A 16792-nucleotide genomic window follows, 5' to 3' on the forward strand; every position below is an offset into this window, starting at 1 on the left:
GTGGACGACGCCGCCGCCGAACGTGACGGCTCCGCCGACCTCGACGGCTTCGGCCCGGTCCTGGACGGCGAGGCCTCGGGCCGGTGCGTGGACGAGGCGAGGGGCGACGCCGAGTCGGACTCGTCGGCCGCGACCACCGGCATCGCCCGCGGCGGGTCGTACGCCGTACCGGACATCACCGTGTGCACGCCCCACCACGACAGGGTCACCGCGGCCAGCGTCGCCAGCAGCCAGGCCACCGTGTGCACCAGGCCCCGGCGCACCGGGCGCGGGCTCCTGGGGCCGGTGTCCGGGGTCGGCGGCGGCGGTGGCGTCGAATGCATCGCGGGCCATACTGCACCACACGGGCCACCGCTGTCCCACGGAGTCCGAGGTCACCCGGGAGGAGGACCCCGAACGACCGGATGGCGTACGGTGCCGCCCATGGCAAGTGTGCTCGTGGTCGAGGACGACCAGTTCGTACGCTCAGCCCTCATCCGGCACCTGACCGACGCCGCGCACACCGTGCGCAGCGTCGGCACGGCCCTGGAGGCGCTGCGCGAGGTCGCTCATATCCGGTTCGACGTGGTGATCCTCGACCTCGGTCTGCCCGACCTGGACGGGGCCGAGGCGCTGAAGATGCTGCGCGGCATCACCGACGTACCCGTGATCATCGCCACGGCCCGCGACGACGAGGCCGAGATCGTCCGGCTCCTGAACGACGGCGCCGACGACTACCTGACCAAGCCCTTCTCGCCCGAGCACCTCTCCGCCCGGATGGCCGCCGTACTGCGCCGCTCACGGGGCAGCGCCGCCGCCGAGCCGCCCTCGCGGGTGCTGCGCGTCGGCGGCCTGGCCATCGACCCGCTGCGCCGGCAGGCCGAGCTGGACGGGGCGCAGCTCGATCTGACCCGCCGCGAGTTCGACCTGCTCGCGTTCCTCGCCGGGCGCCCCGGCGTCGTCGTCCCCCGCAAGGAACTCCTCGCCGAGGTGTGGCAGCAGAGCTACGGGGACGATCAGACCATCGACGTCCATCTGTCGTGGCTGCGGCGGAAACTGGGCGAGACGGCCGCGCGCCCCCGCTATCTGCACACCCTGCGCGGCGTCGGCGTGAAGCTGGAGCCGCCCCGCCTGGAGGCGGCGCCGTGAGGTGGGCGCTCGTCAAGGTCTGCCTGGCCGTCACGGCGATGGTGGTGGTGGCCTTCGCCGTTCCGCTCGGGCTCGTCATCAAGGAGATGGCGCGCGACCGGGCGTTCTCCAACGCCGAGCGGACCGCCGCCGCCATCGGCCCCACCCTGTCCATCACCACCGACCGCGACCAGCTCGCCCGCGCCCTGGCCACCGCGCAGACCGCCGACGGCGACCGGATGTCCGTGTACGTCCCGGCCGCCGGCGGGAACCCGGAGATCCGCCTCGGCAAGCTGCGGGTCGGCGCCGACGAACTGGACGGGATCGTCCGGGCCAAGACCGTCGACGTACCCGGCGGCTCCGTCTGGCTGCAGCCCATGGCCGTGAGCTCCACCAAGATCGCCGTCGTCGAGGTGTACGTCCCCGAGGCCGAGGTCACCAACGGCGTGACGACCGCGTGGGTCGTGCTCGCCGGGGTCGGCATCGCGCTCGTCATCGGCTCGGTGGCCGTGGCCGACCGGCTCGGGGTGCGCATGGTGCAGCCCGCGCAGCGGCTCGTCGGCGCCGCGCACGAGCTGGGGGAGGGCAGGCTCGGCGCCCGCGTGCCCGAGGACGGGCCCACCGAACTGCGCCTGGCCGCCGTCGCGTTCAACTCCATGGCCGACCAGGTCGTACAGCTGCTGGCCAACGAACGGGAGCTGGCCGCCGACCTCTCGCACCGGCTGCGCACGCCGCTGACCGTGCTGCGGCTGAACGCCGCCTCGCTGGGCGACGGGCCCGCCGCCGAGCAGACCCGGGTCGCCGTCGAGCAGCTGGAGCGCGAGGTCGACACCATCATCCGCACGGCGCGCGACGCCAAGCCGCAGACCGCCGTGGCCGGTCCCGGCGCCGGATGCGACGCCGCCGAGGTGATCCGGGACCGGATGGCCTTCTGGTCGGCGCTCGCCGAGGACGAGGGCCGCAAGGTGCGGGTCGCCGGGATCGACCGGCCGGTCCGCATCCCCGTAGCCCGCGGTGAACTGGTGGCCGCGCTCGACGCGCTCCTCGGCAACGTCTTCCGGCACACCCCCGAGGGCACCGCCTTCGCGGTCGACGTGCACAGCGGCGAGGACGCCGTGATCGTGCTCGTCTCCGACGCGGGCCCCGGCATCCTCGACCCGGAGGCCGCCATGGCGCGCGGCAAGGGCTCGGGCAGCGACGGTTCGACCGGGCTCGGCCTCGACATCGTGCGCCGGCTCGCCGAGTCGACCGGCGGCGACGTGCGCATCGGCTCGTCGGTGCTCGGCGGCACCGAGGTGCGGATCTGGGTGCAGGTCGACCAGCGGGGCGGCCGGGGGCCCGGCGAGGGGCGCCGTGGACGTGGACATCGCGGCCGGGAACGTAAAGGGTTGGTCTCGACCTTTAATCGCTCCCGATCCCTTCCTTAAGCCCACCCTAAGATCCTCAATCCCCTTCCCGCTTGCCCGAATTGACGGATTCCGGATCGCTAGCGTGCTGACGCGCCCTCTCCCCAAGGGCACCCCACACCCCCAGCACAGCTAAGGCAGGCACGCGATGAGCAGCACGCACCGGCGCAGGGTCAGCGGCAGGAACAAGGCGATAGGCGGTGTCGTCGCCGCGGCCGTCGTGGGCGGCGGTGCGTTCCTGTTCACCTCCAGCGCCTCGGCGGCCTCGGTCGGCGCCGCGTTCACCAAGACCAGCAGCTGGTCCGGCGGCTACACCGGCCAGTACGTCATCAAGAACGACACGGACAAGGCCCAGTCCGACTGGACGCTGGAGTTCGACCTCCCGTCCGGCGCCAAGCTCGGCTCGCTGTGGAACGCCGAGTCGTCCGTGTCGGGCAACCACGTCACCGTGAAGCCCTCCTCCTGGGACAAGCAGGGCGTCGCCGCCGGCAAGTCGGTGACCGTCGGCTTCGTCGTCTCCGGTGACGCGGACCCGACGGGCTGTCTCATCAACGACGCCAAGTGCTCGGTCGACGGCGGTGCCACCCCGGAGCCCAGCGGCCGCCCGACCGATGCTGCGACGTCCTCGCCGTCGCCGAGCGCGAGCACGTCGGCCACGGCGTCCCCCTCGAAGTCGGCCACCACGCCGGCGAGCCCCTCGGCGTCCTCGTCCTCGGAGTCCTCGGGATCCTCCGGGTCCTCCGGTTCGGGCTCCGCGGCGGCGGGCGCCGCCTTCGCCCCGTACGTCGACACGTCGCTGTACCCGAAGTTCGACCTGGTCGCCTCCGCCAAGGCCACCGGCGTCAAGGAGTACAACCTCGCCTTCCTCACCTCCGGCGGCGACTGCGCCCCGAAGTGGGGCGGCGTCACCGACCTCGGCAGCGACGAAGTCGCCGCGCAGGTCGGCGACTTGAGGTCCGCGGGCGGCGACGTCCGGGTCTCCTTCGGCGGCGCCTCCGGCACCGAGCTGGCGCAGGCCTGCTCCTCGGCGGGCGACCTGGCGGCGGCGTACCAGAAGGTCATCGACCAGTTCAAGCTCACCAAGGTCGACTTCGACATCGAGGGCGGCGCCCTGCCGGACACGGCCGCGAACACCAAGCGGGCCAAGGCGATCGCCACGCTCCAGAAGGACAACCCGGACCTCAACGTCTCCTTCACGCTGCCGGTCATGCCCGAGGGGCTGACCTCCGACGGCGTGAACTTCCTCAAGAACGCCAAGGAGAACGGCGTCTCGACCGACCTCGTCAACATCATGGCCATGGACTACGGCGCCTCGTACGACGGCGACATGGGCACCTACGCCGAGCAGGCCGCGACCGCCACGCAGGCGCAGATCAAGACCGCGCTCGGCCTGTCCGACGCGGCCGCCTGGAAGACGGTGGCGCTGACTCCGATGATCGGCGTGAACGACGTCTCGTCCGAGGTCTTCAAGGTCGACGACGCCACGCAGCTGGTGTCCTTCGCCAAGGAGAAGGGCCTGGGCGGCCTCTCGATGTGGTCCGCGACCCGCGACAAGCAGTGCGAGGGCGGCGCCTCGAACTCGGCGCAGCCGACGTGCAGCTCCGTCGAGCAGGGCGCGAACGCGTTCCAGAAGGCGTTCGCGGCCTTCAACTAGCCACAGCGGCACGCCGCACAAGCCACTGAGCAACGGGGGAGCGAGCCCCGGCCGGTCCACCCCCCACCCGGCCGGGGCTCGCTTCATGCAGGGGCCTGAGCGGGGGCGCTGCGGCCCGGCCGCCGGTTCCGGGACCTTGCCCGGAACCGGTTCCTCCCGGGCAGGACGCCGGGGACTACCCCTTCGACGCCCGCCACTCCTCCGCGTAGTCGTTGAAGATCGCCCGCAGGTGGTGCCCGATCTTCAGGTAGTCCAGGTCGTCCAGGTTCGCCAGGGAGACCCGCACCGACCACTGGGGTCCCTCGAAGCCGCCGCCGTTCAGGAGCACGACCCCGGTCTGCTGCGCGAGGCGGAACAGCGGGTCGATCGGCTCGTAGCTCTGCTCCAGGTAGGCCGCGAACTCCTCGCCGTGCTCCAGCTGCGCCTGCGCCATCAGGTCCAGCTCGATGTAGTACCCGGCCCGGTGCGGATCGTCGGCGATCTTCATCTGGGCGCCCTCCAGGAGGAGTTGGAGGCGCTGCTGCACGATGGCGCGGATGCGGAGCTTGTAGGCCTGGCCCTCCTCCAGCATGTCGAAGAGCGAGAAGAGGGAGAGCATGACCTGCTGGGGCAGGGACAGGCCCGCCGTGTGGTTGAGCGCGACCTGACGGGAGTCGGCGACCAGACGGTCGATGAACTTGATCTTCTCCGGCTCCAGGGTGAGCGTCGCGTAGCGCTTGTTCAGCCGCTCCTTCGCGTCCGCCGGCAGCGACGCGAGCCGCTCGTCGATCACGTTGTCGTCGTGCAGGCCGATGACCCCGAGCCGCCAGCCGGTGCAGCCGTAGTGCTTCGAGTACGAGTAGACGAGGAGCGTGTTGCGGGGGAGGTCGGCGGCGATCGAGCGGAAGCCCTCCACGAACGTGCCGTACACGTCGTCGGTGACGATGAGGAGGTGGGGGTTCTTCTCCGCGACGATGGTCTTGAGCTGGTCGGCGACCCGCTGACTCAGCGCCAGGGACGGCGGGTTGGAGGGGTTGACCAGGCAGATCAGCTTGATCTCCGGGTCCTCCAGCTTGGCGACCTCCTCCTCCGGGTAGCGCCACTCGCGCACGCCCGCCTCGGCGAACATGTTGGCCTGGACGTACGTGACGTCGAACTCGTACGTGTCGAGCTCCGGGATCTCGATGTACGGGGTGAAGACCGGCACCATGAGCGCGATCTTGTCGCCCTTCTTCAACAGGCCGTTCTTCATCAGCGAGTCGAAGATGTAGCACATGGCGGCCGTGCCGCCCTCGGTCGCGAAGTATGAGAAGTCCCCGGCCGGCGGCTTCTTGTCGAACATCTCGTCCGCGACGTAGCCCCGGACGATCTCCTGGACGTGCGTCAGGATCCGGTCCGGCACCGGGTAGTTGTCGCCGATCGAGCTGTCGGTCAGCTCGTGGACGAACGCGTCCTTGTCGAACCCGAAGCGCTGGATGCCCTTCTGGACGCACTGGGCGAGCAGCTCGATGCCCGGCAGGTCGGGGTGGCGCCGCACGAAGGTGTCGAAGCGCTCGTAGGAGCCCTCCTGTTCCGGCATGCCGCCCAGGTTGTCGGCCGTCCACACGCGGCGCGACTCCTCCAGCGCGAAGTAGCCGAGCGCGTAGAACGCCTCGCGGGGCCCGGTCGCCGTCCAGTTCGGATTGCCGCGGCCGGCGTTGAGCATCTGGACGCTCGACTTGTCCTTCTGCCCCGGCTGGTCGGCCTGCGCCTCCTTGGCCAGGTCGATGAAGACGTTCTTCAGCTCGAAGGGGGACAGCTGGGCGTACTGCTGGATCTGCTGGCGGGTGAGACTCGTCTTCGGCATGGTCTTTCCTTACGTCCTTGAACGCTGCGGGTCAGTGGTGGAGCAGGACGATCACGGCGCCCCAGATGGTCAGCAGTACGTTGCTGATGGCGTACGGGATGGTGTAGCCGAGCGTCGGCACCTGCGATCTGGACGACTCGTTGATCGCGCCGATCGCGGCCGTCGTGGTCTGGCCGCCCGCCAGCACGCCCATCAGGATCGGGAAGCGGATCTTCTGGATGTAGTGGCCGACGAGGAAGCCGACGAGCAGCGGGATGACCGTGGCCACCGCGCCGAAGAGCAGCAGACCCCAGCCCGCCGTGGACAGGCCCGAGGTGAAGCTCGGCCCCGCGTTGATGCCGACGACGGCGACGAACAGACACAGGCCGAGCGTGTCCATGAACCACTGGGCGCCCGGCGGCACGTTGCCGAACGTCGGGTACTTGCCGCGGATCCAGCCGAAGACCAGACCCATGATCAGCGCGCCGCCCGAGGTGGACAGCGAGATCGGGACGCCGCCCGCGGTCAGCGCCGGGATGCCGATGCAGCCGCCGAGGAAGATGCCGAGGCCGACCCAGATCATGTCGGTGGCGAACGAGGTGGGGACCGGCTTGCCGATCGCCTTGCCCGCCGGGTCCACCAGCCGCTTGGGGCCGGTCAGGACGAGGGTGTCGCCGCGCTCGACCTTCGTGGAGAGGCGGTAGGGGAACTCGGCGCCGGAGCGGTAGATCTTGTCGACGTAGACACCGACCATGAACGGCTCGCGCCGCAACTCCGCCACGGTCTTGCCGAGTTGGGCCTTCTCGGAGACCACGACGTGCAGCGTCTCCGTCTGGTAGCCGAGCAGTTCGACGTCGTCGGTCTCGGCACCGATGTGGGTGCGGGCGTCGAAGTCGACGAGGGAGCCGCGCAGCGCGCTCAGCGCCACGACGTCGCCCTCGCGCAGCACCGTCTGCTGGTCGTGGTCGAGGATCTCCCCGTCGCGGCGCACCCGCGTGAGGTAGATCCGGTGCCCGAGCTGCTGTTGCTGCTGCTCGAAGTCCTCGATGGTGCGGCCCACGATGTCCGGGCGCTGGATGGTGAAGGCGCGGAGCACGACCTCGTAGTAGCCCTCGTGCAGGTCGGGGTCGTTGTCCGGAGCGTCCAACTCCTTGGCCAGGGCGGCGGATTCGGCCGCGAGGTTGCGGCGGTACAGCTTCGGCAGGATGTTCGCGAGCAGCATCGCGCACAGGATCGTGCCGAGCGGATAGCAGACCGCGTACCCGACGGCGACGAGGTTCTCCTCGCTCTTGACCTGCGCGTCGGACAGGCCCGGCAGGTTGCCGATGGCGTCCTGCGCGACACCGATCACGGCGGACTGGGTGAGCGCCCCGCCGAGCAGACCGGCGCTGAGCCCGGGCCCGTAACCGAGGAGGGCCGCGAAGCCCCAGCACACCAGCAGGCCGGTGACGCAGACGACGATCGCGTTGACGACCTGCGGCAGGCCGTCCTTCTTCAGGCCGCGGAAGAACTGCGGGCCGACCTTGTAGCCGAGGGCGAACAGGAACATCGTGAAGAACAGGTTCTTCACGGTCCCGTCGATCGTGACCTTGAACTGGGCGCCGAACAGCAGCCCCACCACCAGGCAGCCGGTGACGGCGCCGAGCGCGATCGCCTTGTAGCGGATCTTCCCGGCCAGGAAGCCGAAGGCGACGGTGATGAAGACCAGCAGCTCGGGGTGGGGCTGGAAGATGTTGCGGTTGAGGAAATCGATCATTTCCGGGCGCTCCTCAGTTGCCGAGAATGCCGACGAGCACGGGGCCGGTCAGCGGGAGCAGGAAGTTCGACAGGGCGTACGTGATCGTGTAGCCGAGCATCGGCACCGATGACTGCGCCACCTGGGTGACGGCGGTGATCGCGGGCGTCGAGCACTGCTGCCCGGCGATGGCGCCGATCAGCAGCGGCGGCTCGATCTTGAGCAGCTTGCGGCCGACGACCAGCGACAGCGTCGCGGGCACCAGCACCATCGCGATCCCGGCGAACGGCAGCAGCGCCCCGTACTCCTTGATCAGCGGCCAGGCCTGCGGCCCCGACACCAGGCCCGTACAGGCGATGAAGACCGCCAGGCCCATGTCCTTGATGGTGGAGGCGGCCTGCGGCGGGAACGCGCCGAAGGTCTGCGAGCGCGAGCGGAACCAGCCGAAGAGCAGGCCGGAGATCAGACAGCCGCCGCCGGTGCCGAGCGACATCGGGACGTCGCCGAACTTCACGACGACCTGGCCGAGCAGCGAACCGGCGGCGATGCCGAGCCCGAGATAGACGAAGTCGGTGGCGTCGTTCTTGACGACCGAGCCGATCTTCGCGACCAGCTTGTTCAGGCCCGAGCGGGCGCCGACCAGGGTCAGGACGTCGCCGCGGTGCAGCACCGTGTCGCCGTTGGCGGGCAGGTCGGTGTCGCCGCGGTTGATGTCGGTGACGTAGACGCCGTCCTTGTAGAACTCGGGGTTCGCCTTCTGCAGGTCGTCGATGGTCCTGCCGTCGAGGGCCTTGTCGGTGACCGAGACCTGGCGCGAGGCCAGCGGCGAGTCGAGGCCCGGCACGCCCGGCGTCTCGGGGCCGATGAGCCGGCCCGCCTCGATGACGTTCGCCCGCCGCCCGACCAGGAGCACCAGGTCGGACAGGGTGAGCGCGAGCTCGGGCGTGACCGTGAGGATCTTGCTGCCGCGCTTGACGGACTCGATGGTGACCCGCTCCTCCAGGCCGGACTGGAGGTCGCCGACCGTACGGCCGTCGGCGGTGGTCACCAGGTAGGTGCGGCCCACCATGCCCGGCAGCGCGGCCCGCTCGTCGGACTCCAGGCTGCCCTTGCTGCGGGTGCGCTCCCACAGCTCGCGGGAGGCGTCGCGCAGGTTGACGCGCAGCAGCATCGGCATGATCTGGCTGGAGTACAGCACGATCGTGATCAGGCCGAACAGGTAGCAGACCGTGTACGCGGTGGCGACGTTGCCCTGGTACTCGGTGATCTGCGCGGCGGTCAGGTCGCTCAGCTTGCCGATGGACTCGGTGGCCGTGCCGACGACCGCGGACTCGGTGGCGGCGCCGGCCAGGATGCCGGAGGCCGTGCCGACGTCCAGGTCGAACCACTTGGCGATGCCGAGGGCGATGCCGACGACGCAGACGAGCTCGATGCCGCACAGCACGAAGAAGCGCAGGCTCTTCTTGTTGAGGTTGCGGAAGAACTGCGGCCCCGCCATGTAGCCGAGGGCGAAGATGAACAGCGCGAAGAACACCGTCTTCACGTCGTTGGAGACCTGGGCCTTGGTCCAGGCGCCCAGGAGCAGCGAGACGATCAGCGTCCCGCAGATACCGCCCAGCGTCAGCGGCCCCACACGCAGCTTCCCGACGAGGTAGCCGAGCGCGAGGCTCACGAACAGGACGAGTTCGGGGTGGTCCTTGAGTACGCCCATGGCGACTCAGTGCATCTCGAAAACGGCGATATGGGGCATAGGCGAAAAATAAGGGCCGGTACGTCGCCTCGCCACGCGACGTACCGGCCACGGGACCCGGTGCGCGGCGGGCTATCCGGCGCTGGGCAGCCCCCCGGTCCTGGCGACCTGGGAGTACCAGGCGGCACTCGACTTCGGGATGCGGGCCTGCGTCGCGTAGTCGACGTAGACGGCGCCGAACCGCTTGCCGTACCCGTACGCCCATTCGAAATTGTCCAGCAGCGACCACAGGAAGTACCCGCGGACGTCGGCGCCCTGGCGGACGGCCTCGTGGACGGCGGCGAGGTGGGCGTGGAGGTAGCGGATGCGCTCGGGGTCGTGGACCTGGCCCTGCGCGTCGACGGTGTCCTCGTAGGCCGCCCCGTTCTCCGTCACGTAGAGCGGAACCCCGGGGGCCTGAGCGGTGTAATCAAGGAGAAGGTCCGTGAGGCCGGTCGGATCCACCGGCCAGTTCATCGCGGTGCGTTCCCCGGGCGCGTGATGGAAGACGACGTCGTCGGAGCCCGGCCAGGGGGAGTGGGCGCTGGCGCCGTGCCCGTCGAGCCTGGGTCCGTCCTGCACGCCGCGCGGGCCGGAGACGACGGCGGGCGTGTAGTAGTTCAGACCGAGGAAGTCGAGGGGGTGGTGGATGGAGGCGGTGTCCCCGTCCTGCACGAAGGACCAGTCCGTCACCCGCGCGGTGTCGGCGATCAGGTCCGCGGGGTAGGCGCCCTGGAGCAGCGGCCCGGTGAAGACGCGATTCGCGAGCGCGTCGATCCGGCGCCGGGCGTCCAGGTCGTCGGGAGCGTCGGTGAGCGCCCGCACCACGCTCGGGTTGAGGCTGATGCCGATGCCCGCGCGGGCCGGGAGCGTGGCGCGCAGCGCCTGGGTGGCGAGCCCGTGGCCCAGGTTCAGGTGGTGCGCGGCGCGCAGCGCGGCCGCCGGATCGGTGCGGCCCGGGGCGTGCACCCCCGAGCCGTACCCCAGGAAGGCGCTGCACCAGGGCTCGTTGAGAGTCACCCAGCTCTCGACGCGGTCCCCGAGCGCCTCGCCGACCAGAGCGGCGTACTCCGCGAACCGGTACGCGGTGTCCCGCTCGGGCCAGCCGCCCGCGCCCTCCAACTCCTGGGGCAGGTCCCAGTGGTAGAGGGTCACCATGGGCTTGATCCCGTGCGCGAGCAGCTCGTCGACGAGGCCCCGGTAGAAGTCGAGCCCGCGCTGCACGGCGGGCCCGCGCCCGGTGGGCTGCACGCGCGGCCACGCCACGGAGAAGCGGTACGCGGTCAGGCCCAGGTCCGCCATGAGGCGCACGTCGTCACGCCACCGGTGGTAGTGGTCCACGGCGACGTCCCCGGTGTCGCCGTTCGCCACCTTCCCCGGGGTGTGGCTGAAGGTGTCCCAGATCGACGGTGTCCGCCCGTCCTCCCGCGCGGCGCCCTCGATCTGGTACGCCGCGGTGGCCGAGCCCCAGAGGAACCCGGAGGGGAAGCGGATGTCCGTCCGCGGGGCGGGGGCCGTGGTGGTCGTGGTGCTCGTGGCACCGGTGTTGTCCGTGGTGGTCATAGGAGCGCTCCCAAGGGCGTGGTGAGGGGGGCGAGTTGATGGAGCGGGGGTGAGGTGAGGCGGAGGGTCGGGCGCGGGGCGGTGCCGGTGTGCGGGGTCCGGCACGCCGCGGGCCGGCGTGGCGGACCCCCGCGTCCGCGACGAGATCCGCCGGACGGGCCCTAACCCTTGACCGCCCCCTGCATGATTCCGCCCACGATCTGCTTGCCGAAGAGGAGGAAGGCGATGAGCAGGGGCAGCGTGCCGAGCAGCGCGCCGGCCATGATCACCGAATCGTCGGGGATGAAGCCGGTCCCCAGCTGGTTCAGGGCGACCTGGACCGTCGGGTTCTCTCCGTTGAGGGCGATGATCGGCCACAGGAAGTCGTTCCAGGCCATGACGAAGGTGAGCAGTCCGAGCACGGCCATCGCGGGGCGCGCCGCGGGGAAGACGACGTGCCAGACGACCCGCAGGCTGCTCGCGCCGTCGACGCGCGCCGCCTCGATCAGCTCGGTGGGCAGCGCCTGCACGAGGTACTGCCGCATGAAGAACGTACCGAAGGCGCTGACCAGGGTCGGCAGGATGACCGTCTGCAGCTGGTTGGCCCACCCGAGGTCCGACATCCACAAGTACAGCGGGACGACGGCCAGTTGGGGCGGGACCATCATCGTGCCGATGGTCATCAGGAGCAGCACGGTCGAGAACCGGAACCGCAGCTTGGCGAAGGCGAACCCGGCGAGCGTGGAGAACAGCACGGTGCCGACGGTGATGCAGCCCGCGACGAGGATCGTGTTCCACATCGCGGTGCCCATGCCGGCCTGGTTCCAGGCCGTCTCCAGGTTCTTGAACAGATTGCCGCCGAACCAGAAGGGCGGCGGCGTCTGTGCGAGCCGGGTGTTGGTGCGCGAGGCCGCGATCGCGGTCCACAGCAGCGGTGCGAGCGAGATCACGGCGAACACGGCCAGCAGCACGTACGTCAGCGGCCCGGCGTGCAGCTGCTTGCCCGCGCCGAGGATCCGGCGGCGGCCCTTCGGCTCGGCGTCGCTCTGCGCGACCTGAGGAGGTGTCGCGTCGGTGATGGTGGTCATTGGGACTTCCTCAGCCGTCGGGTGACCAGCAGATTGATCGCGGCGATGACCAACAGGATCAGGAACATCGACCAGGCGATCGCGGACGCCTTGCCGAGGTTGCCGACGATCCAGCCCTGGTCGTACATGTAGAGGCCGAGCGTCTGGTACTGGTGCTCGGAACCGCCCTTGGTGCCGCTGACCCCGCCGAACAGCAGTGGTTCGCCGAAGAGCTGGGTCGCGCCGATGGTGGAGACGACGACGGTGAACAGGATCGTCGGGCGCAGCATCGGAACGGTCACGTGCCGGAACTGCTGCCACCGGCTCGCCCCGTCCAGGGCCGCCGACTCGTACAGGTCGGCGGGGATCGCCTGCATCGCGGCGAGGTAGATCAGCGCGTTGTAACCGGTCCACCGCCAGATCACGATCGAGGAGACCGCGAACTGCGAACCCCAGTCGGACTCACGCCAGTTGACGGGGTCGATGCCGACCAGGTGGAGCGCCCAGTTGATCATTCCGTTGTCGGGCGAGAACAGCAGGACGAACACGAGCGTCGCCGCCGCCACCGAGGTCGCGTACGGGGTGAGCATGATGACGCGCCACACGACCGAGCCGCGCAGCCGGTAGTTGAGCATGTGCGCGAGCCAGATCGCCACGATCAGCTGCGGCACCGTCGACAGGACGCCGATGGAGAACGTGTTCTTCAGGGCGTTCCAGAAGAAGTCCGACTGGAAGAGGTTCGTGTAGTTGTCCAGGCCCGCCCAGGTCTGGCTGTCCAGGGACGCCAGCTGCACGTGGTGCAGCGAGTACCAGGCGGTGTAGAGCAGCGGCACCAGCGAGAAGGCGCCGAAGATGATGAAGAAGGGGGCGATGAACGCGTACGGCGACGCCTTCATGTCCCAGCGGTACAGCCGGCTGCGCCACGAGGACGCGTCCGGCGCCGTACCGCGACCCCGAGCGCCCCGGGCCGAGCCCGGCTCCCCCTTCGGGGAGCCGGGCTCGGCGTCGGCGCTCGCCGCGGTCCGCGCGAGAGCCTGTTCGGAGCCGGTCACTGGCCGAGCACGTCCTTGACCTCCTTGGTGGCGGCGTCCCAGCCCTGCGCGGGCGTCTTGCCCTTCTGCTCGACCTGGAGGATGCCGGTGTCCGTGATCGCGGTGAGGATCGGCTGGTCCTTCACGCCGTGGTACGCCGTCGGGATGTTCTTCGCCGCGTCGGTGAAGATCTGGGTCATCGGCGCGTTCGAGAAGTAGGCGGTGGTCGCCGGCGACACCTTCAGGTCGCCGTACGCGTCACTGCGCGAGGGGAAGCTGGCCTGCTTGGCGAAGACCTTGTCCTGCTGCGCGGGGTCGGTCAGCCACTTGGCGAGGGCGATGGCTTCCTTCTGGTGCTTGCCGGCCTTCGGGACGCCGAGGAAGGAGCCGCCCCAGTTGCCCGCTACGGGCGCGGGCGCCACGTCCCAGTTGCCCTTGCCGGCGGTGCCTGCCTTCTCCTGGATGTAGCCGATCATCCACGGCGGGCAGGCCACCGTGGCGAAGGTGCCGTTCGCGTAGCCCTGGTCCCACGGCTTGTCGAACTGCTTGAGCTTCGCCGACATGTTGGTGGTGGCCACCTGCATGGCCGCGTCCCAGGCGTCCTTGACGCCCTTCGACTTGTCCCAGACGACGTTGCCGTCCTTGTCGTAGTACTGCGTCGTCGAACCGGCGACCACCGCGTTGTAGACGGAGGCGGCCGAGTCCACGAACTTGGTGCCGCTGGGCGCCTTCTTCATGTACTGCTTGCCGAGGTCGACGTACTTGTTCCAGTCGCCCTTCCACAGCTTGGCCAGCTCGTCGCGCCCGGTCGGCAGGCCGGCCTTCTTGAACAGGTCCTTGCGGTAGCACATGGCCATCGGGCCGATGTCCGTGCCCAGCGCTATCAGCTTGCCGTCCTTGGCGGTGGCCTGGTCGTTCTTGAAGTCCAGCCACTTGGACTTGTCGACTTCCTTGCCCAGGTCCACGAACTTGTCGGCCTGCGTCTGCACGGCCTCGGTGATGTTGCCGATCTCGATCGCCTGGACGTCGTCCGTGCCGGAACCGGCCTGCAGGCGGGTGAGCGTCTTGGGCCAGTAGACGTCGGTCCGGGTGGTGACGTTCTCCTTGATCGTGATGTCCGGGTGCAGCTTCATGTACTCGTCGTACAGCCCGGCCTGCTTGTAACCGAAGGTGCCGAAGGTGCCGACCGTCAGGGTCGTCTTGCCGCCGCCTCCGGCGCCGCCGCTCGACCCCCCGTCGGAACCGCCGCCGCTGTCGTCGTCGCTGGCGCATCCGGCAAGCAGCCCTGTGGCCAGGGCGGCGACGACCGCGAAGGTCATCACGCGTCGGGACGTACGGGCAGTCGTGCGCATTGCGTCCTCCAAATGCTCAAGTGCTCAGGTACTCAAGTGCTCTCACGTGCCGATCCCGGCCAACTGCCTTGCGGTGCCCGTCGGTTCACATACGGCTCAGTCGGGGAAGGTGCGGCTTCTGTACGCGTCCCCTAGGGTGGGAGCGCTCCCATGTGTGATGTGTTGAAGGGTCGTCCTTCGGCTCAGGGGTGTCAAGACACCGGGCATCGGCAAGTTGGTGCGGTTATCGGGCTGTTAGATTCCGCGTGAGACTTGGGGAGGTAGGAGCTATGGCGGCTCGCGGCACTCACGGCAGGCGTCCGACCCTTGAGGAGGTCGCGGCCCGGGCCGGCGTCGGCCGCGGGACGGTCTCGCGCGTGATCAACGGATCGCCGCGGGTCAGCGACCGCACCAGGGCCGCGGTCGAGGAGGCCGTGGCGGAGCTCGGCTACGTCCCGAACACCGCGGCCCGTGCTCTCGCGGCCAACCGCACGGACTCCATAGCCGTCGTGGTCCCGGAAGCCGAGTCCCGGTTCTTCTCGGAGCCGTACTTCTCGGGCATGGTCGGCGGCGTCGGCCTCGCCCTCGCCGAGAGCAACCTCCAGCTGCTGCTCACCTTCGCCCGCGGCGAGCGCGAGCAGGACCGCCTCGCGTCCTACCTCGCGGCCCACCGCGTCGACGGCGTCCTCCTCGTCTCCGTGCACGCCGACGACCCCCTCGCGGACCGCCTCCTGCAGATGGACATCCCGACGGTGATCAGCGGCCCCCGCTCCGCCGACGAGCCGCTGCCCTCGGTCGACACCGACAACTACGCGGGCGCCCGCTCCGCCGTCGGCCACCTGACCTCCCGCGGGCGCCGCTCCGTCGCGATCATCGCGGGCCCGCTGGACGTGTACGGGGCCCAGCGCCGCCTCGCCGGGTACGAGGACCAGCTGGCCGGGGACGGCATCGCGTACGACGAGAAGCTGGTGGCGTACGGGGACTTCACGGAGGAGGGCGGCCGCGCCTGCATGGCCGACCTCCTGGAGCGCAGCCCCGGCCTCGACGCGGTCTTCGCCTGCTCCGACCTGATGGCCTCCGGCGCCCGCCAGGTGCTGCGCGAGGCGGGCCGGCGCATCCCCGACGACGTGGCCCTGGTCGGCTTCGACGACTCGGTGATCGCCCGCCACATGGAGCCGGGCCTGACCAGCGTGCGCCAGCCCACCCGCGACATGGGCCGGGCGATGACGGAGCTGCTCCTGGACGAGATCGCGCTCGCCGCCGACGGCAAGCGCTCCTCGGTGCGCCGTGGCGCCGAGCGTCATCTGGTGCTGCCCACGGAGCTGGTGGTACGGGCCTCCTCGTGACCCCCGGCAACGCCGAAGGCCCCGGTTCTCGCGAACCGGGGCCTTCGGTCATTCAGGGTGAGTGACGGGACTTGAACCCGCGGCCACCTGGACCACAACCAGGTGCTCTACCAACTGAGCTACACCCACCATGTCCGGTCGTTTGTCGTTCTTCCGACCGGCCGAGAAAAAGTGTACAGGGTCCGCAGGGGTGCTCGCGCACCGCTTTAACGGACCCTGTACGAGCGGACGGGGGACGGGCTACTGCGCAGGCAGGACGTGCTTTGCCGCGATCGTCTTCGCGGTCTCCGAGTCGGGCCCGGGCTGCGGGACGAAGATCGCCTCGCGGTAGTAGCGCAGCTCCGCGATGGACTCGCGGATGTCGGCGAGCGCCCGGTGGTTGCCGTTCTTCTCCGGACTGTTGAAGTACGCCCTCGGGTACCAGCGCCGGGCCAGTTCCTTGACCGAGGACACATCGACGATCCGGTAGTGGAGGAACTCCTCCAGCGTCGCCATGTCACGCAGCAGGAAACCGCGGTCGGTGCCGACCGAGTTCCCGCACAGCGGGGCCTTGCCCGCATCCTTGACGTGCTCACGTACGTAAGCCAGGACCTGCTCCTCGGCGTCCGCGAGCGTCGTGCCGCCCGCCAGCTCGTCGAGGAGACCCGAGGCGGTGTGCATGGTGCGCACCACCTCGGGCATCTGCTCCAGGGCCTCGTCCGGCGGGCGGATCACGATGTCCACACCGTCGCCGAGTACGTTCAGCTCCGAATCGGTGACCAGTGCGGCCACCTCGATGAGCGCGTCGTTCGCCAGCGAGAGTCCGGTCATCTCGCAGTCGATCCACACCATGCGATCGTTCATGCGACCAACCCTACGGGTCGGACCTTCCCACTGGCAGACGACGGGCGTCAGCTCCTGATCCGGTGACGGCACCGGGCAGGCCCTACCCCCGGTGCGGGGCGAACGCGTCGGACGTCGGTTTGGCGCCCTCCGCGTGGCCTGTCGGGCCGGCCGGTCCCGTCTGCGCCGAGGCCGCGGGCACACCGAGCGCGCTCGCG

Annotated in this window: 12 protein-coding genes, 1 tRNA gene and 1 pseudogene; 4 read left to right on the forward strand and 10 right to left on the reverse strand. The window is 69.9% G+C overall.

Going from position 1 to position 16792, the window contains the following annotated elements; genetic code table 11:
* Positions 1–263: pseudogene (locus tag G3I40_RS23985) on the reverse strand (hypothetical protein); the annotation flags it as partial.
* Positions 264–423: 160 nt separating this feature from the next.
* Here G3I40_RS23985 and G3I40_RS23990 point away from each other — a divergent pair.
* The 3 genes from G3I40_RS23990 (at position 424) to G3I40_RS24000 (ending at position 4167) form a co-directional block, all read left to right on the forward strand.
* A complete protein-coding gene (locus G3I40_RS23990) occupies positions 424–1128 on the forward strand; it encodes a response regulator transcription factor (protein ID WP_164304182.1) in 705 nt (234 codons plus the stop codon).
* Positions 1125–2534 carry a HAMP domain-containing sensor histidine kinase gene (locus G3I40_RS23995; protein WP_164304183.1) on the forward strand — a complete coding sequence of 470 codons (1410 nt, stop codon included), beginning with the start codon at positions 1125–1127 and terminating at the stop codon, positions 2532–2534. Before G3I40_RS23990 ends, G3I40_RS23995 begins: the two co-directional genes overlap by 4 nt.
* Before the next feature lie 127 nt (positions 2535–2661).
* Positions 2662–4167 (forward strand): cellulose binding domain-containing protein, encoded by a 1506-nt coding sequence (locus G3I40_RS24000; RefSeq protein WP_164304184.1) that lies wholly within the window; start codon positions 2662–2664, stop codon positions 4165–4167.
* Positions 4168–4342: 175 nt separating this feature from the next.
* Here G3I40_RS24000 and G3I40_RS24005 read toward each other — a convergent pair whose 3' ends face one another.
* The 7 genes from G3I40_RS24005 to G3I40_RS24035 all read right to left on the reverse strand — a co-directional run bounded on the left by G3I40_RS24005 (position 4343) and on the right by G3I40_RS24035 (position 14427).
* Positions 4343–5992, reverse strand: a complete 1650-nt coding sequence (locus G3I40_RS24005; RefSeq protein WP_164304185.1) for a bifunctional aspartate transaminase/aspartate 4-decarboxylase — start codon at positions 5990–5992, stop codon at positions 4343–4345.
* A 31-nt stretch (positions 5993–6023) separates the two neighbouring features.
* Positions 6024–7727: an aspartate-alanine antiporter gene (gene aspT, locus G3I40_RS24010; protein WP_164304186.1), complete on the reverse strand. Its 1704-nt coding sequence runs from the start codon at positions 7725–7727 to the stop codon at positions 6024–6026.
* A gap of 13 nt (positions 7728–7740) precedes the next feature.
* Positions 7741–9417 (reverse strand): aspartate-alanine antiporter, encoded by a 1677-nt coding sequence (gene aspT, locus G3I40_RS24015; RefSeq protein ID WP_164304187.1) that lies wholly within the window; start codon positions 9415–9417, stop codon positions 7741–7743.
* A 111-nt stretch (positions 9418–9528) separates the two neighbouring features.
* Positions 9529–10998, reverse strand: a complete 1470-nt coding sequence (locus tag G3I40_RS24020; RefSeq protein ID WP_164304188.1) for a GH1 family beta-glucosidase — start codon at positions 10996–10998, stop codon at positions 9529–9531.
* Between the two features lie 161 nt (positions 10999–11159).
* Positions 11160–12065 (reverse strand): carbohydrate ABC transporter permease, encoded by a 906-nt coding sequence (locus tag G3I40_RS24025; protein WP_164304189.1) that lies wholly within the window; start codon positions 12063–12065, stop codon positions 11160–11162.
* Complete coding sequence (locus G3I40_RS24030; protein WP_164304190.1) at positions 12062–13096, reverse strand: sugar ABC transporter permease; 1035 nt, start codon at positions 13094–13096, stop codon at positions 12062–12064. Before G3I40_RS24030 ends, G3I40_RS24025 begins: the two co-directional genes overlap by 4 nt.
* The gene (locus G3I40_RS24035) at positions 13093–14427 is read right to left on the reverse strand and encodes an ABC transporter substrate-binding protein (protein WP_164304191.1); all 1335 of its coding nucleotides are present in this window, start codon (positions 14425–14427) and stop codon (positions 13093–13095) included. The genes G3I40_RS24030 and G3I40_RS24035 overlap by 4 nt, the downstream gene beginning before the upstream one ends.
* A 269-nt stretch (positions 14428–14696) precedes the next feature.
* Between G3I40_RS24035 and G3I40_RS24040 the strand changes: the two genes are divergently transcribed.
* Positions 14697–15752 (forward strand): LacI family DNA-binding transcriptional regulator, encoded by a 1056-nt coding sequence (locus tag G3I40_RS24040; protein WP_164304192.1) that lies wholly within the window; start codon positions 14697–14699, stop codon positions 15750–15752.
* Positions 15753–15808: 56 nt separating this feature from the next.
* On the opposite strand, the gene G3I40_RS24045 is transcribed toward G3I40_RS24040, so the two are convergent.
* A tRNA-His gene (locus G3I40_RS24045) sits at positions 15809–15881 on the reverse strand.
* Between the two features lie 111 nt (positions 15882–15992).
* Positions 15993–16595 carry an oligoribonuclease gene (gene orn / locus G3I40_RS24050; RefSeq protein ID WP_164304193.1) on the reverse strand — a complete coding sequence of 201 codons (603 nt, stop codon included), beginning with the start codon at positions 16593–16595 and terminating at the stop codon, positions 15993–15995.
* Between the last annotated feature and the right edge of the window lie 197 nt (positions 16596–16792).

The sequence above is a fragment of the Streptomyces sp. SID14478 genome (genome assembly GCF_010548525.1).
Taxonomy (GTDB): Bacteria; Actinomycetota; Actinomycetes; order Streptomycetales; family Streptomycetaceae; genus Streptomyces.

Coding starts and splice junctions, on each gene's coding strand:
- G3I40_RS24035 (WP_164304191.1), bottom strand. CDS start 14,427: ATGCGCACGACTGCCCGTACGTCCCGACGCGTGATGACCTTCGCGGTC.
- G3I40_RS24005 (WP_164304185.1), bottom strand. CDS start 5,992: ATGCCGAAGACGAGTCTCACCCGCCAGCAGATCCAGCAGTACGCCCAG.
- aspT (WP_164304186.1), bottom strand. CDS start 7,727: ATGATCGATTTCCTCAACCGCAACATCTTCCAGCCCCACCCCGAGCTG.
- G3I40_RS24000 (WP_164304184.1), top strand. CDS start 2,662: ATGAGCAGCACGCACCGGCGCAGGGTCAGCGGCAGGAACAAGGCGATA.
- G3I40_RS24040 (WP_164304192.1), top strand. CDS start 14,697: ATGGCGGCTCGCGGCACTCACGGCAGGCGTCCGACCCTTGAGGAGGTC.
- G3I40_RS23990 (WP_164304182.1), top strand. CDS start 424: ATGGCAAGTGTGCTCGTGGTCGAGGACGACCAGTTCGTACGCTCAGCC.
- aspT (WP_164304187.1), bottom strand. CDS start 9,417: ATGGGCGTACTCAAGGACCACCCCGAACTCGTCCTGTTCGTGAGCCTC.
- G3I40_RS24025 (WP_164304189.1), bottom strand. CDS start 12,065: ATGACCACCATCACCGACGCGACACCTCCTCAGGTCGCGCAGAGCGAC.
- orn (WP_164304193.1), bottom strand. CDS start 16,595: ATGAACGATCGCATGGTGTGGATCGACTGCGAGATGACCGGACTCTCG.
- G3I40_RS24020 (WP_164304188.1), bottom strand. CDS start 10,998: ATGACCACCACGGACAACACCGGTGCCACGAGCACCACGACCACCACG.